General features: G+C 71.7%; 23 protein-coding genes and 2 tRNA genes. 14 read left to right on the top strand and 11 right to left on the bottom strand.

From position 1 onward, the window contains the following. Positions 1 to 169 precede the first annotated feature (169 nt). A tRNA-Lys gene (locus ACFWM2_RS26715) sits at positions 170 to 243 on the bottom strand. A 188-nt stretch (positions 244 to 431) separates the two neighbouring features. On the opposite strand from ACFWM2_RS26715, the gene ACFWM2_RS26710 reads away from it, so the two are divergent. The 8 genes from ACFWM2_RS26710 (at position 432) to ACFWM2_RS26675 (ending at position 8,751) form a co-directional block, all read left to right on the top strand. Next, the gene (locus ACFWM2_RS26710; protein WP_383285353.1) at positions 432 to 1,820 is read left to right on the top strand and encodes a peptidoglycan-binding protein; all 1,389 of its coding nucleotides are present in this window, start codon (positions 432 to 434) and stop codon (positions 1,818 to 1,820) included. A gap of 148 nt (positions 1,821 to 1,968) precedes the next feature. Continuing rightward, a complete protein-coding gene (locus ACFWM2_RS26705; protein ID WP_383284883.1) occupies positions 1,969 to 3,156 on the top strand; it encodes an SPFH domain-containing protein in 1,188 nt (395 codons plus the stop codon). 153 nt (positions 3,157 to 3,309) lie between these two features. Further along, positions 3,310 to 3,927: a lytic polysaccharide monooxygenase gene (locus ACFWM2_RS26700; protein WP_383284880.1), complete on the top strand. Its 618-nt coding sequence runs from the start codon at positions 3,310 to 3,312 to the stop codon at positions 3,925 to 3,927. A gap of 115 nt (positions 3,928 to 4,042) precedes the next feature. Continuing rightward, on the top strand, positions 4,043 to 4,468 hold the full coding sequence (locus ACFWM2_RS26695; RefSeq protein ID WP_383284877.1) for a DUF3592 domain-containing protein: 426 nt from the start codon (positions 4,043 to 4,045) through the stop codon (positions 4,466 to 4,468). A gap of 102 nt (positions 4,469 to 4,570) precedes the next feature. Then, a complete protein-coding gene (locus ACFWM2_RS26690) occupies positions 4,571 to 5,038 on the top strand; it encodes a DUF3592 domain-containing protein (protein ID WP_383284875.1) in 468 nt (155 codons plus the stop codon). Between the two features lie 49 nt (positions 5,039 to 5,087). Continuing rightward, the gene (locus ACFWM2_RS26685; RefSeq protein ID WP_383284872.1) at positions 5,088 to 6,791 is read left to right on the top strand and encodes a long-chain-fatty-acid--CoA ligase; all 1,704 of its coding nucleotides are present in this window, start codon (positions 5,088 to 5,090) and stop codon (positions 6,789 to 6,791) included. A gap of 98 nt (positions 6,792 to 6,889) precedes the next feature. Next, positions 6,890 to 8,113: a sensor histidine kinase gene (locus tag ACFWM2_RS26680; protein ID WP_383284869.1), complete on the top strand. Its 1,224-nt coding sequence runs from the start codon at positions 6,890 to 6,892 to the stop codon at positions 8,111 to 8,113. After that, complete coding sequence (locus ACFWM2_RS26675; protein WP_383284866.1) at positions 8,098 to 8,751, top strand: response regulator; 654 nt, start codon at positions 8,098 to 8,100, stop codon at positions 8,749 to 8,751. Before ACFWM2_RS26680 ends, ACFWM2_RS26675 begins: the two co-directional genes overlap by 16 nt. Positions 8,752 to 9,204: 453 nt before the next feature. On the opposite strand, the gene ACFWM2_RS26670 is transcribed toward ACFWM2_RS26675, so the two are convergent. The 6 genes from ACFWM2_RS26670 to ehuB all read right to left on the bottom strand — a co-directional run bounded on the left by ACFWM2_RS26670 (position 9,205) and on the right by ehuB (position 13,488). Further along, positions 9,205 to 9,281: transfer RNA gene (locus tag ACFWM2_RS26670), tRNA-Lys, on the bottom strand. Between the two features lie 115 nt (positions 9,282 to 9,396). Further along, positions 9,397 to 10,155 (bottom strand): IclR family transcriptional regulator, encoded by a 759-nt coding sequence (locus ACFWM2_RS26665; RefSeq protein ID WP_383284862.1) that lies wholly within the window; start codon positions 10,153 to 10,155, stop codon positions 9,397 to 9,399. Positions 10,156 to 10,381: 226 nt separating this feature from the next. Next, positions 10,382 to 11,197, bottom strand: coding sequence for an ectoine/hydroxyectoine ABC transporter ATP-binding protein EhuA (gene ehuA / locus ACFWM2_RS26660; protein ID WP_383284858.1), 816 nt, complete (start codon positions 11,195 to 11,197; stop codon positions 10,382 to 10,384). Then, positions 11,187 to 11,837, bottom strand: a complete 651-nt coding sequence (gene ehuD / locus ACFWM2_RS26655) for an ectoine/hydroxyectoine ABC transporter permease subunit EhuD (RefSeq protein WP_383284855.1) — start codon at positions 11,835 to 11,837, stop codon at positions 11,187 to 11,189. Before ehuD ends, ehuA begins: the two co-directional genes overlap by 11 nt. Further along, the gene (gene ehuC, locus ACFWM2_RS26650) at positions 11,834 to 12,565 is read right to left on the bottom strand and encodes an ectoine/hydroxyectoine ABC transporter permease subunit EhuC (protein WP_383284852.1); all 732 of its coding nucleotides are present in this window, start codon (positions 12,563 to 12,565) and stop codon (positions 11,834 to 11,836) included. The genes ehuD and ehuC overlap by 4 nt, the downstream gene beginning before the upstream one ends. Further along, positions 12,562 to 13,488 (bottom strand): ectoine/hydroxyectoine ABC transporter substrate-binding protein EhuB, encoded by a 927-nt coding sequence (ehuB, locus tag ACFWM2_RS26645; RefSeq protein WP_383284849.1) that lies wholly within the window; start codon positions 13,486 to 13,488, stop codon positions 12,562 to 12,564. Before ehuB ends, ehuC begins: the two co-directional genes overlap by 4 nt. A gap of 96 nt (positions 13,489 to 13,584) precedes the next feature. Here ehuB and ACFWM2_RS26640 point away from each other — a divergent pair, with 96 nt between their 5' ends. Next, on the top strand, positions 13,585 to 14,079 hold the full coding sequence (locus tag ACFWM2_RS26640; RefSeq protein ID WP_383284846.1) for a DUF3830 family protein: 495 nt from the start codon (positions 13,585 to 13,587) through the stop codon (positions 14,077 to 14,079). On the opposite strand, the gene ACFWM2_RS26635 is transcribed toward ACFWM2_RS26640, so the two are convergent. Further along, on the bottom strand, positions 14,060 to 14,992 hold the full coding sequence (locus ACFWM2_RS26635; RefSeq protein WP_383284843.1) for an MBL fold metallo-hydrolase: 933 nt from the start codon (positions 14,990 to 14,992) through the stop codon (positions 14,060 to 14,062). The two genes, ACFWM2_RS26640 and ACFWM2_RS26635, sit on opposite strands and share 20 nt — an antisense overlap. 91 nt (positions 14,993 to 15,083) lie before the next feature. Between ACFWM2_RS26635 and ACFWM2_RS26630 the strand changes: the two genes are divergently transcribed. Then, on the top strand, positions 15,084 to 16,016 hold the full coding sequence (locus ACFWM2_RS26630; RefSeq protein WP_383284840.1) for an AraC family transcriptional regulator: 933 nt from the start codon (positions 15,084 to 15,086) through the stop codon (positions 16,014 to 16,016). Positions 16,017 to 16,038: 22 nt separating this feature from the next. Here the strand turns inward: ACFWM2_RS26630 and ACFWM2_RS26625 are convergent, their stop codons facing one another. Then, positions 16,039 to 17,439: an amidase gene (locus ACFWM2_RS26625; protein WP_383284837.1), complete on the bottom strand. Its 1,401-nt coding sequence runs from the start codon at positions 17,437 to 17,439 to the stop codon at positions 16,039 to 16,041. Between the two features lie 35 nt (positions 17,440 to 17,474). Then, entirely contained in the window at positions 17,475 to 18,434 is a 960-nt protein-coding gene (locus ACFWM2_RS26620; RefSeq protein WP_383284834.1) for a D-2-hydroxyacid dehydrogenase, read from the bottom strand. A 216-nt stretch (positions 18,435 to 18,650) separates the two neighbouring features. On the opposite strand from ACFWM2_RS26620, the gene ACFWM2_RS26615 reads away from it, so the two are divergent. The 3 genes from ACFWM2_RS26615 (at position 18,651) to ACFWM2_RS26605 (ending at position 21,451) form a co-directional block, all read left to right on the top strand. Further along, positions 18,651 to 19,430 carry an aspartate/glutamate racemase family protein gene (locus ACFWM2_RS26615; protein ID WP_383284831.1) on the top strand — a complete coding sequence of 260 codons (780 nt, stop codon included), beginning with the start codon at positions 18,651 to 18,653 and terminating at the stop codon, positions 19,428 to 19,430. Next, positions 19,427 to 20,158, top strand: a complete 732-nt coding sequence (locus ACFWM2_RS26610; RefSeq protein ID WP_383284828.1) for a decarboxylase — start codon at positions 19,427 to 19,429, stop codon at positions 20,156 to 20,158. Before ACFWM2_RS26615 ends, ACFWM2_RS26610 begins: the two co-directional genes overlap by 4 nt. 198 nt (positions 20,159 to 20,356) lie before the next feature. After that, positions 20,357 to 21,451, top strand: a complete 1,095-nt coding sequence (locus tag ACFWM2_RS26605; protein WP_383284825.1) for an LLM class flavin-dependent oxidoreductase — start codon at positions 20,357 to 20,359, stop codon at positions 21,449 to 21,451. On the opposite strand, the gene ACFWM2_RS26600 is transcribed toward ACFWM2_RS26605, so the two are convergent. Beyond that, positions 21,427 to 23,319, bottom strand: coding sequence for a putative bifunctional diguanylate cyclase/phosphodiesterase (locus ACFWM2_RS26600; protein WP_383284822.1), 1,893 nt, complete (start codon positions 23,317 to 23,319; stop codon positions 21,427 to 21,429). The genes ACFWM2_RS26605 and ACFWM2_RS26600 overlap by 25 nt on opposite strands. Before the next feature lie 356 nt (positions 23,320 to 23,675). On the opposite strand from ACFWM2_RS26600, the gene ACFWM2_RS26595 reads away from it, so the two are divergent. After that, a complete protein-coding gene (locus ACFWM2_RS26595) occupies positions 23,676 to 25,301 on the top strand; it encodes a M6 family metalloprotease domain-containing protein (protein ID WP_383284820.1) in 1,626 nt (541 codons plus the stop codon). Positions 25,302 to 25,534 lie beyond the last annotated feature (233 nt).

Raw genomic sequence — 25,534 nt, 5'->3', positions numbered from 1 at the left:
GTGTTGGGCTCGGGGGGTGCGGGTGGTGAAGCCTGCAGGCCGCGAGGGGCCCCGGCGGTCTCGGGGGCGCGGGTGGCGCGGCCCCCACTGCGCCCGGCGGGGGCGGGCAAGAACAACGATGGCGAGACCGGTTCGCGCTGTCCGCGAACCTGCCTCGCCATCGCCATCGTGCGCCGCCAGGGACTCGAACCCCGGACCCGCTGATTAAGAGTCAGCTGCTCTAACCAACTGAGCTAGCGGCGCGCGCTGACCTGGAGAACTCTACCCGATTCGGGTCGGTGGTCCGGACTGCGGAGGCCCGGGCGGGCCGGGGTGCGCGAGAGGGCCCGTACATCATTCGGACCGTCAACATGCGACAACGGATGACAGTTGAGAAACTGACGATCGTGCAGAAATGCGGACATTTCGATCTGGAGTGTGAGGGCAGTCGCATGGGGACTCCGGTCTTCGAGGAAATCGCCCCGGCGAGCGACTGCGACTGCCTCGGCTGTGTTCACTGGCGCAGCCGCGGGGGCCTGCCCGCGCGGGCGCGCCCGGGTGCGGGAGAACCCCGTGCACCGCTGTCCGGTCCGGTCACCCGTCCGGCGGCGCGAGGGGCTCTCGCGCTGGCCGCCGCGGCGGGTGCCGTGCTCGGCGGAGGCCATCCGGCACCGGCCCTCGCCGCCACCCACGGGCCGGCCAGGCCGGGCATTCCCGCAGGTGACGAGCCTGACACCCCGCAGGGCGGAAAGGCTCCCCTGCACGGCCCGTCCGGGAGACCGGTGGAACGGCCCGGCAAACCCGCGGCCGCCGCCAAGGCCCCGGCCACCACCCGGGCCGAGATCATCAACCGGGCCAAGAAGTGGGTCACCGCCCAGGTGCCGTACAGCATGAGCGACTACTGGTCGGACGGTTACCGGCAGGACTGCTCGGGCTTTGTCTCGATGGCCTGGAACCTGGACGGCAACGAGTGGACGGGCAGCCTCGACACCTACGGCGTACGGATCGCCAAGGACCAGCTGGAGCCCGGGGACATCCTGCTCTTCCACAATCCGTCGAACCCCGAGAACGGTTCGCACGTGGTCATCTTCGGCGGCTGGACGGACTACACGCACTCGTCCTACATCGCGTACGAACAGACCCGCCCGCACACCCGGAAGCAGGCCACTCCCTACGGCTACTGGAGCAACTCGGACAACTATCTGCCGTACCGCTACAAGGGGCTGAGCGACACGACGGGCGGCACGGTCACGGCCGTGCCGCTGCCGGGGGGGAAGGACGGCAAGGGCGACAAGGGGGCCCGCTACCCCGGGTCCTGGTATTTCGGTCCCGGCGCCGACAACCCCCACGTCAGCCGGCTGGGCCGGCTCCTGGTGGAACGGGGCGCGGCCCGGTTCTACACGACGGGCCCCGGACCGCGCTGGTCGGACGCGGACCGGCGGGCCACCCAGGCCTTCCAGCAGGCCCAGGGCTGGAGCGGGGCGGACGCCGACGGTCTGCCGGGGCCGATGACGTGGTCGTACCTGGTGGAGAAGAAGGGCCGGGACATCCCGGCGACGGGCAGTCCGGGACCCAAGGGGTCGAGCGCCTCCTCGCACGGGGTGCCCGGCTACCCGGGGCGCGCGCTGTTCCGGCCCGGGGCGGACAACGCGTATGTCACGCGGCTCGGCAAGCAGCTGGTCAAGAAGGGGTTCGGCAAGTACTACACGCAGGGTCCGGGGTCGCGCTGGGGCGAGTCGGACCGGCGCAACGTCGAGGCGTTCCAGCGGTCCCAGGGCTGGCGGGGCGGCGCGGCGGACGGCTATCCGGGCCCGGAGACCTGGCGACGGCTCTTCTCTTGACGCCCTGACGCCCTGACGCACCGGGGCGCCGAGGCACCGAGGCACCGAGGCACCAGGGCCCCGAGGCAGGGTGTGCCGGGTCCGGGCACACCGGCGTTCTGACGCAGCTCGTGACAACACTTCCAGGCGCGGAGGCATGGAGGCACGTATGACTACGACGACTTCACACACCCCGGAGTCCGAAGGGGTTGCCTCCGGGCCGCCCCCGGAGGCAGCCCCGGAGACGGCCCCGCGGTCCGCCCGGGTCATCCACAACGAGGCGACCACCGAGATCCCCGTCCACCTGCTCTTCCGGGACGACCCCGTCCCGGTCTCCGTACCGGTCGCGCCCGCCGTCGTGGGGCGGCGGCGCGGCACGGGGGAGCAGCCGCGGGTCCGGCGTCCCGCTCCGGTGCGGGCCCGGCCGGTCCCGGAGGTCGATCCCGAACTGGCCGAGCGTCCGGCGCGGGTGCTGCCGGGAGCGGCCGGTGTGCTGGCCGGCGCCTGCGGGGTGGCCGGATGCGTGCTCACCTCCTGGTGGGCGGGGGTGCTGCCGCCGACCGTGACGCGGGCGCTCGAACTGCCGGTGTTCGCCGCCGGGCTCGGCCCCGCCCAGTGGAGCGCGTACGCCGGAGCCGGTGCCCTCGGGCTGTTCGGCTTCGGCGGGCTCGCCCGGGGCCGGGCCGGGCGGGCCTGGGTGCTCGGGCTCTTCGGCCGCTACCGGGGCACGGTCCGGCGCACCGGCCTGATGTGGGTCAACCCGCTGGTGCTGCGCCGCCGGGTCGACGTACGGCTGCGGCACTGGCGCAGTGAGCCGATGGCCGCGGTCGACGCGAACGGGGTCGCGCTGCGGGTCGTCGTACTCGTGGTCTGGCGGGTCAGGGACACCGCGCGCGCCACGCTCGGCGTCGAGGACCACCAGACGTATCTGCGCGAATGTGTGGAGGCGGCGCTGGCCCGGGTGCTCTCGCAGCTGCCGGCCGATGTGCCGACGGGCGGGCGCGGGGTGCTCGGCAAGGACGGCCCGACGCTCCGCAACACCGAGGCGGTCGGCGACGCGCTGACCCGGATGGTGGTCGCGGACACGGCGCCGGTCGGTCTGGAGGTGTTCTCGGCGCAGCCGATCCGGATCGAGTACGCCCCCGAGGTCGCGGACCGGATGCAGCGCCGCCGGATCGCGGCGCTCGACGCCCAGCACCGCGACACCGTGCTCACCTCCGTCGTCGACTCGGTCGAGGACACGGTGACCCGGCTGACCATGCGCGGTCTGGTCGAACTCGACGACTACGAACGCAAGGCGCTGGTGAAGGACCTGACGGTGGCCTTCTGCACGGGCCGCAGCGGCGACGGCGCGTGAGGGGCCGTCAGGGGCGTGGGCGCCGTACAGAACTGGCTTGCTGATTGGTATGGACATGTTCAACTACTGGCAATAATCTGGGACTTGGTCTAGACCTGAAGAAACGCGCGCACAGCTCACGGAACTTCCCCACGTACTCCAGGAGCGGCAGCCATGCGCATACGGACGACCAAGAAAGCGAAGTGGTACGCGGCCGCCCTCGGTCTGACCACCGCCGGGGCCTTTGTGCTCTCGGCCGGTGGCGCGAGCGGCCACGGCTACACCGACCTCCCCGTCAGTCGGCAGAAACTGTGTCAGAACGGCACGGTGACCAACTGCGGCAACATCCAGTGGGAGCCGCAGAGCGTCGAGGGCCCGAAGGGGTTCCCCGGCGCGGGACCCGCCGACGGCCAGATCTGCTCGGCGAACCACACCGAATTCGGTCAGCTGAACAGTCCGACGAAGCCGGACGGCGGCGCCTGGCCGACGACCAAGGTCACCGGCGGCCAGAGCTACACCTTCCGGTGGCAGTTCACGGCCAGTCACGCCACGACCGACTTCAAGTACTACCTCACCAAGCAGGGCTGGAACGCGAACCATGCGTTGACCCGCGCGGACCTGAACACCACGCCGTTCCTCACCGTCCCCTACAACAACGCGCGCCCGCCGTCCACGCTCTCGCACAGTGGCACGATTCCCACGGGCCGGACCGGCCACCACGTCATCCTCGCGGTGTGGACGATCGCCGACACGGCGAACGCCTTCTACTCCTGCGCGGACGTCACCTTCTGATCCACGCTCGGGTGTCCCGGCCCGAACGCGCTCGGGTAGGGTCCGCGTGCGCCGTGATCGACTCCGGTCGGCACGGCGCACACGGATCCGTATTCGAGCACGGGGGTGCGCTGTCATGGACGCCGTCTTCACCATATTGATGCCGCTGATCATCATCGGCATGCTCTGGGCCGCCTACGCCATCGTCCGCAGGACCAAGGAGCGGCAGGAGGCCTGGGAGAGCGGGCTCAGCGCGCGGGCCCGCGTGGTGCGGGCGTGGGTGCGGGTCCAGATGGTCAACAACATGCCCCGGCGCATCCAGTTCCACCAGTACGACTTCACCACGGGCGACGGCCGCGCCGTCCGCTTCGAGGAGTCCGGCGGCCCCGCGAACCGGGTCGTCGGCGACGAGACCGTCGTCTACTACGCGCCGGACCGGCCCGACAAGGCGACCGCGTCCGAGCCCCAGGCGGGCAAGGACATGGCGCTGACGGTGATCTGGCTGATCCTCATCGGCGTGGGCGTCGTCGTCATCATCAACGCGATGGTGCAGTACGGCTGATACATGTTCTGAGCATCCCTTGAGGCGCGCACCCGTGCGGCGCGGGTAGGTTCCCTGCACGTCGGCAGTCTCCGACGGGGCAGTGGACATCGGGGGAACACAATGGATGCCTTTTTCTACGTCGTGCCGAGCCTGATGATCGCCATGGTCCTCCTGGCCGCGATCAGAGTGGTCAGGCGCTCGCTGCACCTGAGGAGCGCCTGGAACAGCGGGCTGACGGCGGAGGCGCGCTGTCTGCGGACGTACACGACGACGCGGGGCGGCGGTGACAGCTCCGTGCGCACGACACTGCACCACGTGTACGAGTTCAGCACGCGCGAGGGCCGGCCGGTCCGCCTGGAGGAGGCGGACGGCCCGTCGACCGTCATCGAGGGCGACATCGTCACCGTGCACTACACGGCCAAGCACCCCGAGCGGGCCACCGCCCACCCCCCGGCGTCCGGCAGGGCGGCCGCGGGGACGGTCGGCCTCCTGGTCTTCTTCGCCGTGTTCATCGCCTTCTGCATCGGCTTCATGGTCACGTATCACCAGGCCTTCGCGGCCGACGACCTGTTCACGAGCATGCCGTGACCGCCCCGGCTCTCCACATCTGACGGTATGTCAGTTACCGTGCGCCCCCATGGGATCCATGAGGGGTACCGTCGCGGAGCTCGTGCGGGAGCGGTGGGACGACCACCGGCCGGGGCTGTGGTTCGAGGGGCGGATGCTGAGCCACCACCGGGTGGCGGCGGGCGCGGCGGCGCGGGCGGCGCTGCTGGCCGACCTGCTGCCGCCGGGCGCGGAGCCGCACGTCGGCGTGCTGCTCGACAACACCCCCGAATACCCGATGTGGTTGAGTGCGGCCGCGCTGGCCGGGGCGGCCGTCGCCGGCATCAACCCCACGCGCCGCGGCCCCGAACTGGCCCGCGACATCCGGCACACCGACTGCCGCGTCCTGGTCACCGAGCGAGTCCACCTGCCGCTCCTCGACGGCCTCGAACTCCCGGGCGTACGCGTCCTGGTGACCGATACCGACGCGTACGCCGAACTCCTCTCCTCGTACGAGGGCGCGAAACCGGACGCCTCGTCGGCCACCGCGTCGGACCGGCTCCTGCTCTACTTCACCTCCGGTTCCACCGGCGCCCCCAAGGCGGCGATCTGCACCCAGGGACGCCTGGCGGCCGCCGGCCGGTCGCTGGTCGACCACTTCGGGGTGCGCCGGGACGACGTCCACTACATCTGCATGCCGATGTTCCACGGCAACGCGGTGATCGCCGACTGGGCGCCCGCGCTCGCTGCGGGCGCCGGTATCGCGCTGCGCCGGCGCTTCTCGGCGTCCGGCTTCCTGGCGGACGTCCGGGCCTGCGGGGCCACGTACTTCACCTATGTCGGGCGCGCCGTCCAGTACCTCCTGGCGACCCCGGCCCGGCCCGACGACCGCGACCACGCGCTGCGCCTCGGCTTCGGTACGGAGGCGGGCGCGGTCGACGCGGCGGCCTTCCAGCGGCGCTTCGGGGTGCGGCTCGTGGAGGGCTACGGCTCCTCGGAGGGCGGCGCGGCGATCCAGTGGACCCCCGGGACCCCGTCGGGCGCCATCGGCCGGGCGGCCCCCGGCGACGACCTCGCGGTGGTCGACCCGGCCACCCGCCGGGAGTGCCCGCCGGCGGTGTTCACCGACGCGGGGCGGCTGCTCAACGGCTCCGAGGCCATAGGAGAGTTGGTGAACCGCGGCCCCAACCCCTTCGAGGGGTACTGGCGCAACCCGGAGGCGGAGGCGGCCCGGCAGCGCGACGACGGCTACTGGACCGGAGACCTCTTCTACCGCGACACGGACGGCTTCCTGTACTTCGCCGGCCGCACGGACGACAGGCTGCGCGTCGACAGCGAGAACCTGGCCGCCGCGGTGATCGAGAACATCCTCGCCCGCGACCGCCGCACGGCGGCCGTCGCGGTGTACGCGGTGCCGGACCCGGTGGCCGGCGACCAGGTGATGGCGACGCTCGCCCTGCACTCAGGACCCGCGTCCTTCGATCCGCTCGCCTTCGCCGAATTCCTGCTGTCCCAGCCGGACTTGGGCACCAAGATGGCACCGCGGTTCCTGCGGATCGTGGACCGGATGCCGGTCACCGCGACCAACAAGATCCATCGGGTACGGCTGCGGCGCGAGGGTTTCCGCTGCCCCGACCCGGTGTGGTGGCGGCCGCCCGGGGAGAGCGCCTACCGCCGGCTGCGGCAGGCGGATGTGCGGGAGTTGACGGCGGAGTACCGGGCGCGGGGCCGTGAGCACCTGCTGGGGGACGGAGGCACGGCGGTGGACCGGGACGCGGTGCAGGGCCGGGGGTAGGGCCCAGGGGGTAGGGCCCAGGGGGTAGGGCTGGACCTACCCCGGAAGACCCCCTGCCCGTATGGTCCGTGTCCCGCGGCGCCGCCTACGGTGGGCGCATGATCAGCGGTCTTCGGCGGTTCCCTCTGCGTGCGCTCGCCCACCTCGTCACGGGCGTGCTCGTCGGCGTCCCGCTGCTCGTGGGACTGCTGGTCCTCGGAGTCGCCGGTGCCGCACTGACGCCCGTACTCGTGGGGCTGCCGCTGCTGGTGATGCTCGCGCTGTCCGGCGTACCCGTCGGGGCCCTGGAGCGTCGCCGGCTGCGGCTCGTCGACCCGGTGCCGCCGGCCGACCCGCACCGCGTCCCGGCCGTGCCGGGCCTCGTCGCCTGGGCCCGGCTGCGGCTCACCGAGCAGGCGACCTGGCGCGAACTGGCGTACGCCGCACTGCTCGCGCTCGTCCTGTGGCCGCTCGATCTACTGGTGCTGGCGGCCGCGCTCGGTGTGCCCGGAGCGCTGCTCGGGGCGCCCCTGCAACTCGCCCTCGCCGGTGGCGACACCCGGATCGCCAAGCTGTGGCTGATCGACACCTACCCGCAGGCGATGGTCTGCGCGGTCGCCGGCGCCGTACTCCTGCTGCTGCTTCTGTGGCCCCTCGGCCGGTACGCCCGGGCCCGTGTCGCTCTGGCGTGGCTGCTGCTCGCTCCGCGCGCCACCGAGCTGCGGCTGGCCGAGGTCACCGAGTCGCGGGCCCGGCTGGTGGCCGCGTTCGAGGCGGAGCGGCGCCGGATCGAGCGGGATCTGCACGACGGGGCGCAGCAGCGGCTGGTGGCGCTGAGCATGCACCTGGGTCTCGCCCGCCTCGACGCGCCGCCCCGACTGGCCGCGCAGCTCGCGGCCGCACACGCGGAAGCGGGTCAAGTCCTCTCCGAGCTACGGGAGTTGATCCACGGCATTCATCCGCAGGTCCTCGCCGACTACGGGCTCGGCGACGCGATCGCCGATGCCGCGGACCGGTCCGCCGTTCCCGTGGAGGTGGACGCGGAGCTGCCGAGGTTCGCCGAACCCGTCGAGTCGGCCGCGTACTTCGCGGTGCGGGAGGCGCTCGCCAACGTGGGCCGGCACAGCGGGGCGGGGCGGGCGTGGGTCAACGGGCGGTACGGCGCCGGGCGGCTGGTGATCGAGGTGCGGGACGACGGGTGCGGGGGAGCGGAGCCGGGCCGGGGTTCCGGGCTGGCCGGGCTCGCCGACCGGCTCGCGGTCCTCGATGGGACACTGACCGTCACGAGCCCGGCCGGCGGGCCGACCGCCGTACACCTGGAGATCCCGTGCCTGCCCAGCTGAGAGTCGTGCTCGCCGAGGACGGTGTGCTGCTGCGCGAGGGACTCGTGGGACTGCTGGCCCGCTTCGGGCACGAGGTCGTCGCGGCGGTCGGCGACGCGGACGGGCTGCGCGCGGCCGTCTCCTCGTACGGCCCCGATCTCGTCGTCACCGACGTCCGGATGCCGCCCGGCTTCCAGGACGAGGGGCTCCGCGCGGCCCTCGCCCTGCGCGCGGACGACCCCGCGCTGCCGGTCCTCGTGCTGAGCCAGTACGTCCAGCGCGCGTACGCCGCCGAGCTGCTGGACACCGGGGACGGCACCGGCGTCGGCTATCTGCTCAAGGACCGGATCGGACAGGTCGAGCAGTTCGCCGAGGCGGTGGAGCGGGTCGCCGCGGGCGGCACGGTCGTCGACCCGGAGGTCGTACGGCAGCTGCTGCGGCGCCGGCGTGATCCGCTCGCGGCGCTGACGCCCCGCGAGCGGGAGGTGCTCGCGCTGGTCGCGGAGGGCAGGTCGAACGGGGCGATAGCCCGCGACCTGGTCGTCACCGAGGCCGCCGTCGGCAAGCACATCGGCAACATCCTCGGAAAGCTCGACCTGCCCCCGGCCGTCGACACCCACCGCCGCGTGCTCGCGGTGCTGACGTACCTGAGGGCATGACTCCCACGAGCCTCCACGGCCGGCGAGCCCCGCAGGCCGTGCGGCGAGGCAGCACAAACCCGCCGCACCCCCGCAGGTCGGGAACCGAAGCCGCACAAACCCGCCCACGCCCGCAGGCCGGGCGGCGAAGACCGGGTGCCCGCGGCCACCCGGACGGCTCCCCGGCTGCGGCAGCTGGTCGAGGACTGCCGGGCCGCCTCGATCCCGGTGATCTGGACCATCTTCGACGACACCCATCGGACTGGACCGGCCGCGCGCCCTGCCCTTCCTCCCGCATGCCGGCACCGACTGGCGCCGCCCGGGCCCCGCCGAGGAGATCACGAACCGACTGGTCTCAACCACGCCGCCACCGGAGGGCGGGGGCAGGGTGAACGTTGCCTGATGCGGCACTGGCATCCGCCCCCGAAAACGACCAAGGGCGTTCTCCCAAGAGGAGAACGCCCAGATCGCAGATGGTGCGCCGCCAGGGACTCGAACCCCGGACCCGCTGATTAAGAGTCAGCTGCTCTAACCAACTGAGCTAGCGGCGCATGACTCTCGCCGACCCGCTCTCGCGGGCTGACGACAGAGAAAATACTACCCGGTCCGGAGGGATGGTTCTGACCACCCGGGCGCGAGCCGGGTGGCCGGAATCAAGGCCCTGTCCTAGATGGCCAGGGAGAGCAGCACCGGAGCCGCGCCCCGGTTCAGCGTCTGCGCGGCCTGCCGCAGCCGGTGCGCGTGCTCGACCGGCAGGGACAGCGCGAGGCACCCGACGGAGGAGCCCGCGGTGATCGGGACGGCCGCGCACACCGTGCCGACCGCGTACTCCTGGAGGTCGAGCACCGGCACCGTCGGCGGCTGGGCGTCGAGCCGGCTGAGCAGCACCCGCTCGTTGGTGATGGTCCGCGAGGTGAGGCGGGCCATCTTGTGGCGGGAGAGGTGGTCGCGACGGCCGTTCAGATCCAGCTGGCCCAGCAGGCTCTTGCCGACCGCGCTGGCGTGGGCGGAGGAGCGGAAGTCCACCCACTCGTTGACCGCGGGCGTGGCGGGACCCTCGGCGTACTGGGTGACGTGCACCTCGCCGTCGATGTACCGGCTGATGTAGACGGCCGCGCCCACCGAGTCGCGCAGCCGGTCCAGCGTGTGCTGGAGCTTCTCGTGCAGGGCCTGGTCGCGCCCGTGCGCGGAGCCGAGCCTGTTGAGGGAGGCGCCGGCCACATAGGCGCCGTCGGTGATCTGCTCGACGTACCCCTCGCGGCGCAGCATCCGCAGGAGTGCGGTGAGCCGGTCCGTGCCGAGGCCCGTCTCGCGGGCGAGTTCAGTGTCGGTGGTGCCGGTGCTCTGCTGCGCCACTGTCTCCAGGACGCGAAGGGCGTCCTGAGCCGAGTGGTACGGAGCGGTCGGCTCGTTCATCAGCGCCACGGTTTCCCCCTGCGCTTTTCGGCCCGGCTCGGCGGAACAAGCCCGGACGGCGGGCTCTCTCCACGATAACCACCAAAGTGCCTGCTGTGAGCGTCTGTTGACGAGATTGGTGGCGCGTTCCATGCCTCTCAGCAGGAGCGCGCCACCCTGGCATATGCCAGTGTCACGACTCAGGAGTCATGTCCCACCGGCTGGACCTCGCGCCTTGCGTGTTCACTTCTCGTAGTCAGAGAACCGCGCTGAGGAATTCCCGCGTCCGGTCGTGTTCCGGATCGCTGAAGATCCTCTCGGGCGGCCCCGCCTCGATGACCCGGCCCGAGTCGAACATCAGAACCTGGTCCGATATGTCGCGGGCGAAATTCATCTCGTGGGTCACACAGAGCATCGTGATGTCCGTGGTGCGGGCGATGTCACGGAGGACGTCGAGGACACCCGCGACCAGTTCGGGGTCGAGCGCGGACGTCACCTCGTCCAGGAGCAGCACCTGCGGCCGCATCGCCAGCGCCCGCGCGATGGCCACCCGCTGCTGCTGGCCGCCGGAGAGCTGGCTCGGGTACTTGTCGATGTGGTCGGTCAGACCCACCAGGTCGAGCAGCTCCCGGGCCCGCTGCTCGGCCTCGTCCCGGGACAGGCCGAGGACGGTGACCGGCGCCTCGGTGATGTTCCGCAGCACCTTCATGTTCGGGAAGAGGTTGAACTGCTGGAACACCATCCCGATGTTCTTGCGGACCTCCCGGATGTGCTTCTCGCCGGCCGGGACCAGCTTTCCGTTCCTCTCCTCGTGGGTCAGACAGTCGCCGCCCACCTTGATCGTGCCCTCGTCGGGTCTGGTCAGGGTCATCAGCAGCCGCAGGATCGTCGTCTTGCCGGAGCCTGACGGGCCGATCAGCGTGACGTGCTTGCCGGACTCGACCGAGAAGTCGAGCCCGTCGAGCACGGTGTTGTCCCCGAAGCGCTTGGTGACCCGGTCGAAGCGGATCAGCTCGCTGCCGTCCACCGGCGGATTCGCGGGATCTTTTACGGGATTGATGTCAGCGGACAAGACGTCGCTCCAGGGCTCGCATGAGGAGGGAAGCCGGATAGGAAATGAGGATGAAGGCCACGCCGATGACCGTGAGCGGCTCGGTGAACTGGAAGTGCTCCTGAGAGAAGAGCCGCGCCTCACCGAGCATGTCCAGCACGGTGATCGCCATCAGCAGGGGCGTGTCCTTGAGCATCGAGATGACGTAGTTGCCCAGCGCGGGCACCACCCGGCGAATCGCCTGCGGCAGGATCACCGCGGTCCAGGTGCGCGTCAGGGGCAGGTTGAGTGCCGTGGCCGCTTCCCACTGGCCGGCGGGCACTCCCTCGATGCCGGCTCGGTAGACCTGCATCGTGTACGTCGAGTAGTGCAGCCCGATCGCGACCACACCGGTGGTCAGCGCGGAGAACGTGAGTCCCCACTCCGGCAGCACATAGAAGAGGAAGAACAGCTGCACGAGCAGCGGGGTGTTGCGGACGAACTCCGTGACGACCCCGACCGGCCAGCGCACCCAGCGCGTCGGCGTCCGCATCAGCAGCGCCCAGAGCAGACCGAGGGCGAAGGAGATCAGCGAGCCGAGCACCAGCGCCTGCAGGGTGACCAGCAGGCCGTCCCGGAAGTGCGGCATGAAATCGCCGACCGCGCTCCAGTCCCACTTCATCGCGCACCCCCGGTTCCGGCGCCGGCCGTCGCCGTGTCCGCCGCGTCACGCCGTAGCGACCACGCGCCCTTGCGCTGCGGCGCGCGGCCGAGCCCCGCCTTCAGCCGCCGCTCGAGACCCCGCATGATCCGGGTGAGCAGGAAGGCGATCACGAAGTAGATCAGCAGGATGTACGTGTAGATCTCCGCGCTCTCCTGGAGGGCGAGCCGTACCAGGTTGCCGCTGAACGCCAGGTCGCCCATGCCCATGACCGACACCAGGGCGGTGCCCTTGAGCAGTTCGACCAGCAGGTTCGAGAACGACGGGATCATCTCCGGCACCGCCTGCGGCAGCAGGATCAGCCGCATCCGCTGCCAGGGCGTGAAGCTGAGCGCGATCCCGCCCTCGAGCTGCGCGGGGTCGACGGCGTTCAGGGCACCGCGCACCACCTCGGCGCCGTACGCGCCGTAGGTCAGTCCGAGCGCCAGCGTGCCGGCCCACAGGGGCACCAGCTGCCAGCCGAAGGCGGGCGGCAGCACGAAGAACACCCAGAAGATCATGATGAGCGCCGAGGTACCGCGGAACACCTCGGTGTAGAAGCCCGCGAGGAAGCGGACGATCCACAGCCGGGAGGTGCGCGCGATGCCCACGACGAAGGAGACGGCCGTGGCCAGCAGCGCGCTGAACACCAGCAGCTGGACGGTGGTCCAGATCCCCTTGAGTACCAGTTCCCAGAGTCCCGAGGTCATCCGCCGCAGAGCTCCTTCGCGGTCATGCCGGTCATCTCGGACTTGGTGAAGCCGAACGGCTTCAGGATCCGGAAGAGCTCACCGCTCTTCTTCATCTTCGCCAGCTCGCGGTTGAAGGCGTCCCGCAGCTTCGTCTCGGTCGGCCGGAAGGCGAAGCCGCCGCCGTCCACATGCGGCTTGCCCTTCACCAGCGGGGCGAAGGGCTTCGTGCTCTCGGTCCTGCCGGACTTCTTGACCACCTCGCGGACCGTGAGCGCCGTACCGGCGAAGACGTCGACGCGCCCCGCCTCCACGGCGTTCAGCCCGGCCACCTGATCCGGCACGATCAGGATGTCGCTCTCCTTGTACCCGGCCTCCACGGCGTACTGGATCTCCGCATAGCCGGTCCCGGTGGCGAACTTCGCCTTCTTCCCGACGACGTCCTTGTAGTCGTGCAGGTCCTTCGGATTGCCCTTGCGGACGATGAAGGCGTCCAGCATCTGGTAGTCCGGGTCGGAGAAGATGACCTGCTCGCAGCGGTCCGGGTTGATGTACATCCCCGCGGAGACCACGTCGAACTGCTGCGAGTTGAGGCCCGGGATGAGCGAACCGAACTCCGTCGGGACGGGCTGCACCCGGTCGACGCCCAGCCGCTTGAAGATGACTTTCGCCAGCTCCGGCGCCTCGCCGGTCAGCTCGCCGTTCCTGTCGATGTAGCCGAAGGGGATCTCACCGGCGATGCCCAGGCGTACGACACCCTGGGCCTTCAGCCGGTCGAGGAGATCACCGCCCTCGGTGGTGGAGGCCGTGGCCACGCGGCTGCAGCCGGCGGCTCCCAGCGCGCCGACCGCGCCGAGCGCCGAGGCGCCCGTGAGCAGCGATCGCCGGCTGGGCCCTCTTATGCCTGCGTCCTGATCGTCGTTGTTCCCTTGTGGTGGAGCCATGGGCGCGCGGCTACCCGAGTCCAGCCGTCCCATGCGGATCAATTTCGGCCCGCCCGGGCTCGACGCCCCCTTGACCGCGGAGGGACCATGGAGTGCATGGCTGATCGCTACATCGAAGTCTCCCTGCTCAAGCGGGGGGTCCACTGCACGGCAAAGCTCCTCGACGACCGGGCGCCGGTCACCTGCGCGGCGGTGTGGGACGCCCTCCCGCTGGGCGGCGACGTCTACCACGCGAAGTACGCACGCAATGAGATCTACGCCCTTTTCCCGCCCTTCGCGGCACAGGAACCACCTCTGGAAAATCCCACTATCACCCCCATACCGGGCGATCTCTGCTATTTCGCCTTCGCCGGCTCCGAGTTGGGCACCAAGGCGTACGGCTACGACACCGAGCTACGGCCGGGCACCACGGTCGTCGACCTCGCCCTCTTCTACGAGCGCAACAACCTGCTGCTCAACGGAGACGTGGGCTGGGTGCCCGGCATCGTCTGGGGTCAGGTGACCGAGGGCCTCGACGCGATGGCCGAGGCCTGCAACGACCTGTGGCGCTCGGGCGCCCTGGGGGAGACGCTCAGCTTCCGGCGGGCGTGACGGGCGGGCGCGGGGAGGTGTCCCGGGCCGCCCACAGCCCGAGTCCGAACCGGTCGCCCTCGCGGCGGACCTCCGCCGCGCCCGAGCCCGCGAAGTGCGCCGGGATCACCAACTCGCGCTCGTCCGCGGCCCGTTCGAGGATGCGGCGACGGCTGGCCGCGGACCGGCGCGGGTCCTGGCACAGACCGCTGCTGCACGACGGTTCGAGAAGCTGGACCGGGCTGTGCACGAGATCGCCGACGAACACGGCCCGGTCGCCGCCCGAGGCGAGGCGCAGCACCGAGGAGCCGGGAGTGTGACCCGGCGCGGACTCCAGGACGAGGTTGCCGTCGACGCGGTGCGTGCCGTCCCACAGCACCGCCCGGCCCGACCGCACCACCGGCTCGACACTGTCGGCGAAGACGAAGCGATGGTTGTCGCCGGCCGTGCGTGCCGCGCCGCCGGGGCCGTAGAAGGCGTGGTCGGCGGCCGGGATCAGGTAGGTGGCGTTCGGGAAGGTGGGCACCCACGCGCCGTCGCGCTCGACGGTGTTCCAGCCGACGTGATCGCCGTGCAGGTGCGTGTTGACGACGACGTCGACGTCCTCGGGCCGCACCCCGGCACGGGCCAGCCGGTCGAGGAAGTCCGTGTCCCACCCGGCGAAGTGCGGTGCGCCCGGCCGCTCCCGCCCGTTGCCCACCCCGGTGTCGACCAGCACCGTCCGTCCCTCGCTGCGCAGCACCCAGGTCTGTACGGCGGCCACGACACTGTCGCTGTCCGGATCCCAGAAGTCGGGGACCAGCCACTCCCGGTTCTCCCGCCAGACTTCGGGGGGCAGGTCCGGGATCATCGCCCCGGGCGCCCCGAACCTCCCTTGCAGCTCGACGACCTTGAACACCTCGACGTTCCCCAGCGTGATGCGCTCCAGTTCCATACCGTCACCGTAGGAAGAGGACGCTGAGCGTCTCAATGCTCGAAAGGATCATCCCGATACGCAGATGTCTCAACTCGCCTACGCTGGCCGCATGGACGTGGTCAGTGACGCCATCGCGGCCGTCCGCGTGGGACAGCCCTCCGCCAACCGGGTCCGGGTGACGGGACGTTGGTGCACCCGGCTGCCCTCGTACGAAGGCGCGGGGTTCCGCGTGGTCCTGGCGGGCAGTTGCTGGCTGCTGCCCGACGAAGGGCCGGCGTTCGCGCTGCGGGCGGGCGACGCGGTCCGGCTGCCGCACGGCGCGGGTCATCTCCTCGCCGACGCACCCGTCGACGCGGCGCGGGCGGCAGCGGCGGTGCCGTTCGACCGCTGGCTGGAAACCCACGAACTGCCCCTCGTCGCCCCGGACACGGCCGGCGGGCCCCCGGCGGTCGAGCTGATGTGCGGCAAGTACCGCCTCGACCGCAGCCTCGCCCACCCGCTCCTCGCCGAGCTGCCGGACGTCGTCCATCTGCCGTCCGGCGACGGCCGGCACCCCGAGCTCCGGGCGGCCATCGACCTGCTCGGCCGGGAGGCCGGCGCCGGGCAGCCCGGCGCGGGCGTCGCCGTACCGGGCCTGCTCGACCTGCTCCTCGTCTATCTGGTCCGGGCGTGGATGGCGGACGGCGCGACCACCGGCACCGCCCGCTGGCCCGCCGCGCTGGACGACCCGGTCGTCGCCACCGCGCTGCGCCTGCTGCACGGTGACCCGGCCCACCCCTGGACCGCCGCGCACCTCGCCGCCCGCGCCGGCGTCTCCCGCGCGACCCTCGCCCGCCGCTTCACCGCACTGGTCGGCCGCCCGCCGATGGCCTATCTGAGCTGGTGGCGGATGAACCGCGCGGCGGCCCTGCTGCGCGAGAGCCGGGACCCGCTGGAGACGATCGCGCGCCGGGTCGGATACGGCTCGCCGTACGCCCTGTCGCACGCGTTCCACCGCACGTTCGGGGTGACACCGGGGAGGTACCGGTCGGGGGCGGCCTAAAGGTGCCGGGCCAGGACACGCCCTACAGCGTCGGGGGAGCCACCCCCGCCGTCCCCGCCTCGTACAGCACGTGGGCCGTCCGCAGGACCAGGTCGTCGCGGTGCCGGGCGGCCACGATCTGCAGACCGATCGGGAGCCCGTCCGCGTCCGTACCGACGGGAACGGTCGCCGCGGGCTGCTGCGTCAGATTGAAGGGGTACGTGAACGGGGTCCACCCCGTCCAGCGGCGGTGGCCCGAGCCCCTGGGGACCTCCGCCCCCGCCTCGAACGCGGTCAGCGGCAGCGTCGGCGTCACCAGCACGTCGTACGACTCGTGGAAACGGCCCATCCGGCGCCCCAGTTCCATCCGGACGTCGACGGCGGCGAGATAGTCGAGGGCGCTGAACCCGGCGCCGGCCGCGCAGACCTCCCGGAGTCCCGGGTCGAGCAACTCCCGCTGGTGCGGCCCGAGTCGCTGGGTCACCCGGGCCGCCCCGCTGAACCACAGCACATGGAACGCCCCGGCCGGGTCCGTGAAGTCGGGGTCGGCCTCCGACACATACGCGCCGAGCCCCGCCAGCCGCTCCACCGCCCCGCGCACCGCAGCCGCGACGGCGGGCCGGACCGCGACCTGGTTGCCGAGAGAGGGCGAGTACGCGATCCGCAGCCCTCGCACCCCGCCGTCCAGCCCGTCCGTGAAGGAACCGCCCACCGGCCCGAGCCCCGACCAGTCACGTGGGTCGGGGCCGCTGATCACGTCCATCAGCAGGGCCGCGTCGGCGGCGTTCCGGGTCATCGGACCCACATGCGCCAGCGTCCCGAACGCGCTGGCCGGATACAGCGGCACCCGTCCGTACGTCGGCTTCAGCGCGAAGATCCCGCAGAAGGCGGCGGGGATACGGACACTGCCACCGCCGTCCGTGCCCAGCGACAGCGGGCCCGCGCCGAACGCCACCGCCGCCGCGCTGCCGCCGCTGGACCCGCCGGCCGTGCGCGAGACGTCGTACGGATTACGGGTCACCCCCGACAACGGTGAGTCCGTGACGCCCTTCCAGCCGAACTCCGGCGTCGTCGTCTTGCCCAGGAAGACCGCCCCGTGCTCGCGCAGCCGCGCCACCGAGGGCGCGTCCTCGTCCCAACGGCCCTTCGGGTCGATGGTCCTGGAACCGCGCAGGGTCGGGCCACCGCGCTGCAGGAGGATGTCCTTGACGGTGACCGGGACGCCGTCAAGGAGGCCCGCCGGCTCTCCGCGCCGCCAGCGGTCCGCCGACTCCCCGGCCTGCGCCAGAGCTTCGTCCGCGTCGATGCGGACGAAGGCGTTCACGGCGGGCTGCACCCGCTCGGCCCGTTCCAGGGCCGCCCGGGTCGCGTCCACCGGGCTGAATTCGCCCTTGCGATAGCCGTCGACGAGTTGTACCGCGGTCAGCTCGGTGAGCTCGGTCATCCGCCCCTCCAAAGGAGTCAGTGCCCTGCGCAGGTTCAGTGCCCGGGAACGTACCCACGCTTCTTGTCGACCACGTTCGGCAGTGGCTCGCCGGCTTCCCAGCGCTCGTACAACTCCACGAACTGCGCGCCGAGTTCGTCCCGCCAGCCGATCGTGTCCCCGCTCATGTGCGGCGAGACGATCAGTCCGGGGAGGTCCCACAGGGCGCTGTCGGGACCCAGCGGCTCGTGCGGGAAGACATCCAGCGCCGCGCCCGCGATCCACCGCTTCTCCAGGGCCTCCACGAGCGCGTCCTCGACGACGAGCTGCCCACGCCCGACGTTGATGAAGCGCGCCGACGGCTGCATCATCCCCAGCCGCCGCGCGTCGAACATGCCGGCCGTCTCCGCGGTGAGCGGCGCCGCGGACACCACCCAGTCGGCGCGGGTCAGCAGCCGGTCCAGCTGCTCCGGGCCGTGGACGCCGCCGCGCGCGGTGCGTCCCACCAGCGCCGTCGTGATGCCGAGGGCCTCGAGCGTGCCGGCGATCGCCCGCCCGATCGGCCCGGAACCGACCACGCACGCGCGCGTGCCCGCCACCCGCTGCGTCTCGCGGTGCCGCCACTCCCGCGCCCGCTGCAACTCCCAGGTGCGCGGCAGATCCTTGGCCATCGCGAGGACGAGGGCGGCGACGTACTCGGCGATCGGACGGTCGAAGACCCCGCGCGCGTTGGTCACCACCGTGTCGGACGCGGCGAGTTCGGGGGACATCAGATGGTCCACGCCCGCGCTCGCCGTGTGCACCCAGCGCGGCCGGTGACCCTCGCCGGGCCAGGCGTGGCGCACCGCGTGCGAGGTGAAGTCCCACACCAGCAGCACATCCGCCCGCGGCAGCCGCTCGGCCAGCGTCGCCTCGTCGGCGTGCTCGACGCGCACCCGGCCGCTGAGGCCGCCCAGACGGGGCAACGGCTCGGCGTCCAGGACGAGAAGGGTCACGGGGGAAGGGAGTTCGGACATCGGGGGGAAACCGTTTCGCAATGCGCGTCCGCTTCTCTGGAGTGAATGTTCTCTGGGCCCCGGAAACGTGTCTCCGAGATCGTGGAGGGTGGGTCGGCCGCAGCCGTCTGAGATGCGCGGATTGACCACGCTCGCACCCGAACCTACCTTCGTCAACACGGGCTCTGTTCGCGGTCCGTTGCTCACCCGTTTCCGTTCGTGAGGCCGGTGCCTGCTTTGGACATTTCCTTCCTTGGTGGACCGCGCCCGCAGCGCGGTGTCGGTGTGGTGGCCCCCTTCGACTTCGCCCTCGACCGCGAGCTGTGGCGCTGGGTGCCGGACGACGTCTCACTGCATCTGACCCGGACACCCTTCGTGCCGGTCGAGGTCAGCCTGGACCTGGCCCGGCTCGTCTCCGAGCACGAGACCCTCGGCGAGGCGGTGCGCGCCCTGAACGCGGTCGCGCCCGAGATCGTCGCCTACGCCTGCACCTCGGGCAGCTTCGTCGGCGGCATCGCCGGCGAGCGGGCGATGTGCGAGGCGATGACGCGGGCGGGCGCCGTCCCCTCGGTCACCACCTCCGGTGCGCTGCTCGAAGCGCTGGCGGAGCTCGGCGCGCAGCGGATCGCGCTGGTCACGCCGTACACGGTCTCGGTCACCCAGTCCCTGGAGGAGTATCTGGCCGAGGCCGGCATCCAGGTCACCGGGCGCGCTTTCATGGGCCTGACCCGGCACATCTGGAAGGTCCCGTACCGCGATGTGGTCGACATGGCCCACGAAGCCGTACGAGGCGCGGCGGACGCCCTGTTCATCAGCTGCACCAACCTTCCGACGTACGACGTCATCCCCCAGCTGGAGGCGGAACTGCGGATCCCGGTGATCTCGGCCAACCAGGTAACGGTGTGGGCGGCACTGCGCCAACTGGGTACCCGGGCTGTGGGGCCCTATCAGCGGCTGATCGATCAGTCCGCGCGACAGCGGCCCGTACTGCCGGAAGAACAGGAAGGTTGGGCATGACCGCACTCGGATTCCTCTACCCGGGCCACTCGGCCGAGGACGACTATCCGCGCATCGAGCAGCTCCTGGGCAGCGACATCCGCCTTCCCCTCGTCCACACGGATATCGGGGAGGACGCCCATCGCGTCGACGCGCTGCTGGAGATGGGCTCCACGGCCCGGCTCGCGGCGGGCGTCGAGGAGCTGCGGCTGTCCGGCGCCGAGGCGGTGGTGTGGGCGTGCACCAGCGGCAGCTTCGTGTACGGCTGGGAAGGCGCCCACGAGCAGATCCGCTCCCTCGCCCGTGCGGCGGGGCTGCCCGCCTCCTCCACCTCGTTCGCCTTCGCCCATGCGGCGCGGGAGATCGGGGCCCGGCGGGTCGCCGTCGCGGCGACGTACCCCGACGACGTGGCCGAGCTCTTCGTCTCCTTCCTCAAGGACGCGGGCATCGACGTCGTGTCGATGCGGGGCTCCGGGATCATCACGGCCGCGGAGGTCGGTACCTGGGGCGAGGACGAGGTGCTCGCCCTCGCCCGCGCGGGGGACCACCCCGACGCGGACGCGGTCCTCCTCCCCGACACCGCCCTGCACACCGCCTCCCTCCTCCCCGCCTTGGAGCAGGCCCTCGGCAAGCCGGTCCTCACCGCCAACCAGGTCACCGTCTGGGAGGCACTCCGACTCGCCGACCGTCGCGTCAACGCTCCGACGCTGGGCGCCCTCTTCACCAGGGAGCCCCTGGTCCAGGCGTAAATTCAGCCCCTCCGGCGTTTGAGGAGCGGGGTCTGGGGCGGAGCCCCAGGAACAAGGGACGGGTAGGGGCGGAGGGGGCGAAAACCCCGTAGGGACCCCCGGCCTCAGCCCCCACCCCGCCCCGCCGGGGAATAAGCGGAGACAGCCTCCTGTTAGCTGACGGCGGAAGCGCGACGCATCAACACAGGAGGCACCCCGGTGGAAGACACGGACGAGATCCGAGGCAAGACGCAGGGCACAGCCCCGGTCCCCCTCTCCGTACTGGACCTGGTCACAGTCGGCGCAGGCCGCACCGCGACGGAGGCCCTCCGGACCAGCGTCAAGATCTCCCGCCTGGCGGAATCCCGCGGCTTCCACCGCTACTGGGTGGCCGAACACCACTCCATGCCGGGCGTCGCCTCCTCGTCCCCGGCCGTGATCCTCGCCCACCTGGCCGCCCACACCACCCGCATCCGCCTCGGATCCGGCGGAGTGATGCTCCCGAACCACGCCCCGCTGGTGATCGCGGAGCAGTTCGGCACGCTGGAGGCGATGGCCCCGGGCCGCATCGACCTGGGCCTCGGCCGGGCCCCCGGCACGGACGGCGCGACCGCGGCGGCCCTGCGCCGCACCGACAGCCTGAACGAAGGCGCCGACGACTTCCCCGAGCAGCTCGCCGAGCTGACCCGCTTCCTGGACGACGACTTCCCGGCGGGCCACCCGTACGCCCGTATCCACGCGGTCCCGGGCCCCGTCCAGTCGACCTCGCCCGGCGGCGTCCAGTCCCCGCACCGCCCCCCGGTCTGGCTCCTCGGCTCCTCCGGCTACAGCGCCCGGCTGGCCGGCGTGCTCGGCCTGCCGTTCGCCTTCGCGCACCACTTCTCGGCCCGCAACACGATCCCGGCGCTCGACCTCTACCGCGAGTCCTTCCGCCCGAGCGCGCTGCTGGACGCGCCCTACGCCCTGATCGGCGTCTCCGCCCTCGCCACGGACGACGAGAAGGAGGCCCGCCGCCAGGTCATGGCCGCCGCCCTGAACATGGTCCGGCTGCGCACCGGCCGCCCGGGACTCGTCCCCACCCCGGAGGAGGCGGAGGCGTACGAATTCAGCCCGCTGGAGCGAGAGTTCATCGACAGCTGGAACGCCAACGTCATCCACGGCACCGCCGACGAGGTCCGCGCCGGCCTCGACGACCTGCAGAAGCGCACCGGCGCCGACGAGTTGATGATCACGGGCAACGCGCACAGCGGAGACGTACGGCTGCGCTCGTACGAACTCATCGCGGACGCCTACGGTTTGCCGACGCCCGCCTGAACACCCGGCACGCCCAGCAGCTCGGAGATACGGTCCGGCGCCACCGGGCGTGAGTACAGCCACCCCTGCCCGGTGTCGCAGCCGATGCCGCGCAGGCGGGTGGCCTGGGAGGACGTCTCCACGCACTCGGCGGTGACGGTCAGCCCCAGCCGGTGGGCGAGTTGGATGAGCGCCTCGACGATGACCTCGTCGGCCGGGTTGGGGTGGGTGTCCGTGCCGTCGAGGCTCTCGTACTGGAAGCCGCGGACGAACGAGCCGTCGAGCTTCAGGACCGAGACCGGCAGCCGGCTCAGATACGCCAGATTCGAGTAGCCGGTGCCGAAGTCGTCGATGGCGATGCGTACGCCCATGTCGCTGAGGGCCTGCAGCGCCTGGAGCGGGCGGCCCGCCGACCCCATCACCGCGGACTCGGTCAGCTCCAACTGCAGCAGATGCGGGGCGAGTCCGGTCTCGGCGAGGATCTGCGCCACGTCCGCGACCAGGTCGGAGTCCCACACCTGACGTACCGCCACATTCACGCTGACGAAGATCGGCGGTGTGTCCGGATGGTCGAGCTGCCAGCGCCGGGCCTGGCGGCAGGCGGTGGCCAGCACCCAGCGGCCGAGCTGCACGATCGAGCCGTCCTCCTCGGCCAGTCCGATGAACCGATTCGGCGTCAGCATGCCGAACTGCGGGTGGTTCCAGCGCACCAGCGCCTCCACCCCGCGCACCCCACCGTCCTCCATGCTCACCAACGGCTGGTATTCGAGGGCGAATTCACCGCGCTCGACAGCGGGCCGCAGCGTGGAGGAGAGGGCCTGCCGGGTCATGCGGTGGGCGTTGCGCTCCGGGTCGAAGAGCGTCCAGCGGGCCTTGCCGTCCGCCTTCGCCCAGTACAGCGTGGTGTCCGCGGCCTGCATCAGACCGGTCGCGGTGGTTCCGGCCGCGTGGCGCTCGACGACGCCGATGGAGGCCGACACCGACAGCCGCTGGCCGGACAGGTCGAACGGCGCCTGCAGGGACCGCAGCACGGACTCGGCGAGGTCGGCCAGCTGGTCGGTGCCGGTGGAGTCCTCGACGAGCAGCGCGAACTCGTCGCCGCCGAGCCGGGCCACCAGGGGAGCGGCGCCGCGCGCGTGGCCCGCCTGGTCGGCGCAGCGTGTCAGGCGTTCGGCGACGGCGGAGAGCAGCCGGTCCCCGACGCGGTGCCCGAGCGTGTCGTTGACCGCCTTGAACCCGTCCAGGTCCAGATAGCAGAGGCCGATCCGGCCGGTGCCGCTCTCCTCGTACGCCTCCGCCTCCAGGGCGGCCGAAAGGCGCTCGAAGAACAGGGTGCGGTTGGGCAGCCGGGTCACCGGGTCGTGCATCTGCAAGTGGCGCAGCCGTGCCTGGAGTTCACGGCGGGCGCTGATGTCGGCGACCGACAGCAGGACGGCCCGCTCCTCCTGAGGCAGGGGCGCGATCGTCACCTGAACCCAGAGGGAGTGTCCGTCGGGGTGCTTGATCCGGCGCGTGCAGCGCAGCCGGGCCTGCCGGCCGCGCAGCACTTCGCGGTACGCGTGCCAGGTGCGGGCGTCGGACGCCAGGTCCACCAGGTCGGCGGCGACCCGCCCGGCGAGGGCGTCCGCGCCGGTGCCCAGCAGCATGCCCAGCGTCTCGTTGGCGCTGACGACCAGGCCTTCGCGGTCGACAACGGCCATGGCGAGAGGGGCGGCGGCGAACGCGGCGCGGACAGGTCCGCCGGCCGGTCCCGCGACGACTCCCTCGGGTGCCTCGTCGGGCAGTCGCGAAGGCATGGCCGTACGAGAAGGTGTGTCAATGTGACGCTCTGTGACGGCCGGCCGGACGAGGTCTGCCGCGGGCGCCGGCCCTTCGGACGTTCCGCTCACCGCTCACTCCCGCAGTGCACTCGTTCTTCGTATGGGTCTCGTCGGGGTGTTCGGCCGAATGGGGGACGGCCGCACAAGCCGTGGCCGTGCAGGAAAGTGTGCCGATCATAGAGGTTGGCCCAAAGGCCTTCCAGCCACTGTCCAGTGTCCCGGAACAACCACCCCTTCTGACAGATCGTTTCTGCCCGCGCTGGGACCGGTTCCCTCCTGCGGCGATCGCTTGTGACGTTCTGTGAGTGTTCGGGGGTGTCGGCCGTCAGGGCGTCTCACTCTTCTGGTGCAGACAAACAGGGCAAAGTATGACAAATCAGATGAGGCTGGGTGCGGTGTCCTGACAACCGCATCCGGAGGTCGACGTGCCGCGTCCGCTCCCACTGAAGGGGCTCACTCGTGATGCTCTGAAGGGCCTCACCCGTGAGGGCGCGCCCCGGCTGCGCAGCACCGCGGCCGTCTTCACCTCGATGACCGCGCTGGCCGCGACGTCCCTGATCACCGGCCCCGCGCTCGCCGAGCCGCTCGCCGCCCCCTGCACCCTGAAGCGCACGCCGGCCCACCACTCGGAGGGCGTCGACACCTGGAACACCGCCTATCCGCGGCCCACCCGGCCCCTCAACGCGGTGCTGGTCTTCCTCTCCTTCCCCGACTCGGCCCCGACGACGACGCCCGCGGAGCTCACCGCCGACTACTTCCCGGCGACCAGCCGCTTCTTCGAGCGCGCCTCGTACGGCAAGTTCACGCTGCGCCCGCATCCGCAGCCCCAGTGGATCCGGATGCCGCACCCCTCCACCTCGTACGCCATACGGCGTGACTGGAACTCCGCGCGGCGCGGCGCCTATCTGCGCGACGCGCTGCGGGCGGCCGACGGGCAGGTCGACTTCTCGCGGTACGACATCGTCTACTTCGTGGCCGACCCGGACGCGCCGGGCGTCGACTCGGACGCGACGAAGGTCGTCAATCTCGACACCCCGATGCGGGCCGACGGCAAGCAGATCCGACGGGTCGTCACGGTCTTCGAGAAGCATCCGCCGGACCGCCTGGTCCTCGCCCACGAGACGGGTCACGTCTTCGACCTGCCCGACCTCTATCACCGCCCGACGGACGGCAAGGGCGACTGGGACACGTACGTCGGCGACTGGGACCTCATGGGCAGTCAGTTCGGCCTCTCACCGGACCTGTTCGGCTGGCACAAGTGGAAACTGGGCTGGCTGGAACCGCCCCAGGTGGCGTGCGTACAGGGCACCGGCACCACGCGGCTCACCCTGGAGCCGCTGGCGCAGGGCCCCGCGGACACGGAGGCGGTGGCGCCGGCGGGTCCGGCGGGATCCCGGGCACCCGGGGCGGACGGGGCGCTTGCCGACGGATCCTTCGGCTCGGGCGACCGTCCACTCGGCGGGGGCGGACAGCCTCCCGACGGCGGTGGGCAGTCTCCCGGCTCGGTTGGTCGGGGCGCCGGCTCGGAGGGGCAGCCCGTCGGCACGGACGGGCAGGTGCTGACTCCGGACACGGGGACCGTCAGGGCAGGTCCGCGGATCATCGGCCCGGGGGCGCAGGTCGTGGGCTCCGGCGGGCGGGTGGTGGGTTCCGCTCCGCAGGTCATCGGTACGGGGATGCCGGCCGTCGGCCTGGACGCGCAGCCCTTCGGGGCCGGGCGCGGCACGAAGCTGGCGGTGATCCGCACCGGCCCCGACAGCGCGCTCGCGTTCGAGGCGCGCGGTTCGTCGGGCAACGACAGTGCCACCTGTACGCAGGGGGTCCTGGTCTACAAGGTGCGCAGCGAGACCGAGTCCGGCGGCGGCCCGGTCGAGGTCGTCGACGCGCACCCGCACTCGGAGGGCTGCTGGGACGACTCGGTGTACCCGCCCCTCGCGGACGCCCCGGTAGCGGTCGGCGAGAGCTTCAAGGTGCCCGGGGAGAACGTCCGGGTCGAGGTCGAGGACCACGCGGTCTCCGGAGCCTGGACAGTCAAGATCACCACGGGCTGACCCGCGGGGGTACGACGCCCCGGTTGCGCCGGGCCGGTGTGTCCGCGAGGGGTGGGACCACCGAGGCCCCGCAGCCCGTCCCGGCCGTCCTCGGCTTCCCGGCCGGCCCCCTCACCGACATCCGGCCGGCGCCGCACGCGGCCGTCGTCCGTGGCCTGCTCCCACGCGTCGACGGAGATGCGCTGGACGCCGCCGCCCTCGATCCTCCGGACTCCGGGGATCTACTCCCGGCC

The sequence above is a fragment of the Streptomyces sp. NPDC058371 genome (genome assembly GCF_042723265.1).
Classification (GTDB): Bacteria; Actinomycetota; Actinomycetes; order Streptomycetales; family Streptomycetaceae; genus Streptomyces.
This window is presented reverse-complemented; position numbering and strand designations above follow the sequence as displayed.

Excerpts from the sequence above, each read along its gene's own strand:
- ACFWM2_RS26690 (WP_383284875.1), top strand. The coding sequence starts at position 4,571 with ATGGATGCCTTTTTCTACGTCGTGCCGAGCCTGATGATCGCCATGGTC.
- ACFWM2_RS26680 (WP_383284869.1), top strand. The coding sequence starts at position 6,890 with ATGATCAGCGGTCTTCGGCGGTTCCCTCTGCGTGCGCTCGCCCACCTC.
- ACFWM2_RS26640 (WP_383284846.1), top strand. The coding sequence starts at position 13,585 with ATGGCTGATCGCTACATCGAAGTCTCCCTGCTCAAGCGGGGGGTCCAC.
- ehuB (WP_383284849.1), bottom strand. The coding sequence starts at position 13,488 with ATGGCTCCACCACAAGGGAACAACGACGATCAGGACGCAGGCATAAGA.
- ACFWM2_RS26635 (WP_383284843.1), bottom strand. The coding sequence starts at position 14,992 with ATGGAACTGGAGCGCATCACGCTGGGGAACGTCGAGGTGTTCAAGGTC.
- ehuD (WP_383284855.1), bottom strand. The coding sequence starts at position 11,837 with ATGAAGTGGGACTGGAGCGCGGTCGGCGATTTCATGCCGCACTTCCGG.
- ACFWM2_RS26625 (WP_383284837.1), bottom strand. The coding sequence starts at position 17,439 with ATGACCGAGCTCACCGAGCTGACCGCGGTACAACTCGTCGACGGCTAT.
- ACFWM2_RS26620 (WP_383284834.1), bottom strand. The coding sequence starts at position 18,434 with ATGTCCGAACTCCCTTCCCCCGTGACCCTTCTCGTCCTGGACGCCGAG.
- ACFWM2_RS26710 (WP_383285353.1), top strand. The coding sequence starts at position 432 with ATGGGGACTCCGGTCTTCGAGGAAATCGCCCCGGCGAGCGACTGCGAC.
- ACFWM2_RS26685 (WP_383284872.1), top strand. The coding sequence starts at position 5,088 with ATGGGATCCATGAGGGGTACCGTCGCGGAGCTCGTGCGGGAGCGGTGG.
- ACFWM2_RS26700 (WP_383284880.1), top strand. The coding sequence starts at position 3,310 with ATGCGCATACGGACGACCAAGAAAGCGAAGTGGTACGCGGCCGCCCTC.
- ehuC (WP_383284852.1), bottom strand. The coding sequence starts at position 12,565 with ATGACCTCGGGACTCTGGGAACTGGTACTCAAGGGGATCTGGACCACC.
- ACFWM2_RS26705 (WP_383284883.1), top strand. The coding sequence starts at position 1,969 with ATGACTACGACGACTTCACACACCCCGGAGTCCGAAGGGGTTGCCTCC.
- ACFWM2_RS26630 (WP_383284840.1), top strand. The coding sequence starts at position 15,084 with ATGGACGTGGTCAGTGACGCCATCGCGGCCGTCCGCGTGGGACAGCCC.
- ACFWM2_RS26695 (WP_383284877.1), top strand. The coding sequence starts at position 4,043 with ATGGACGCCGTCTTCACCATATTGATGCCGCTGATCATCATCGGCATG.
- ACFWM2_RS26610 (WP_383284828.1), top strand. The coding sequence starts at position 19,427 with ATGACCGCACTCGGATTCCTCTACCCGGGCCACTCGGCCGAGGACGAC.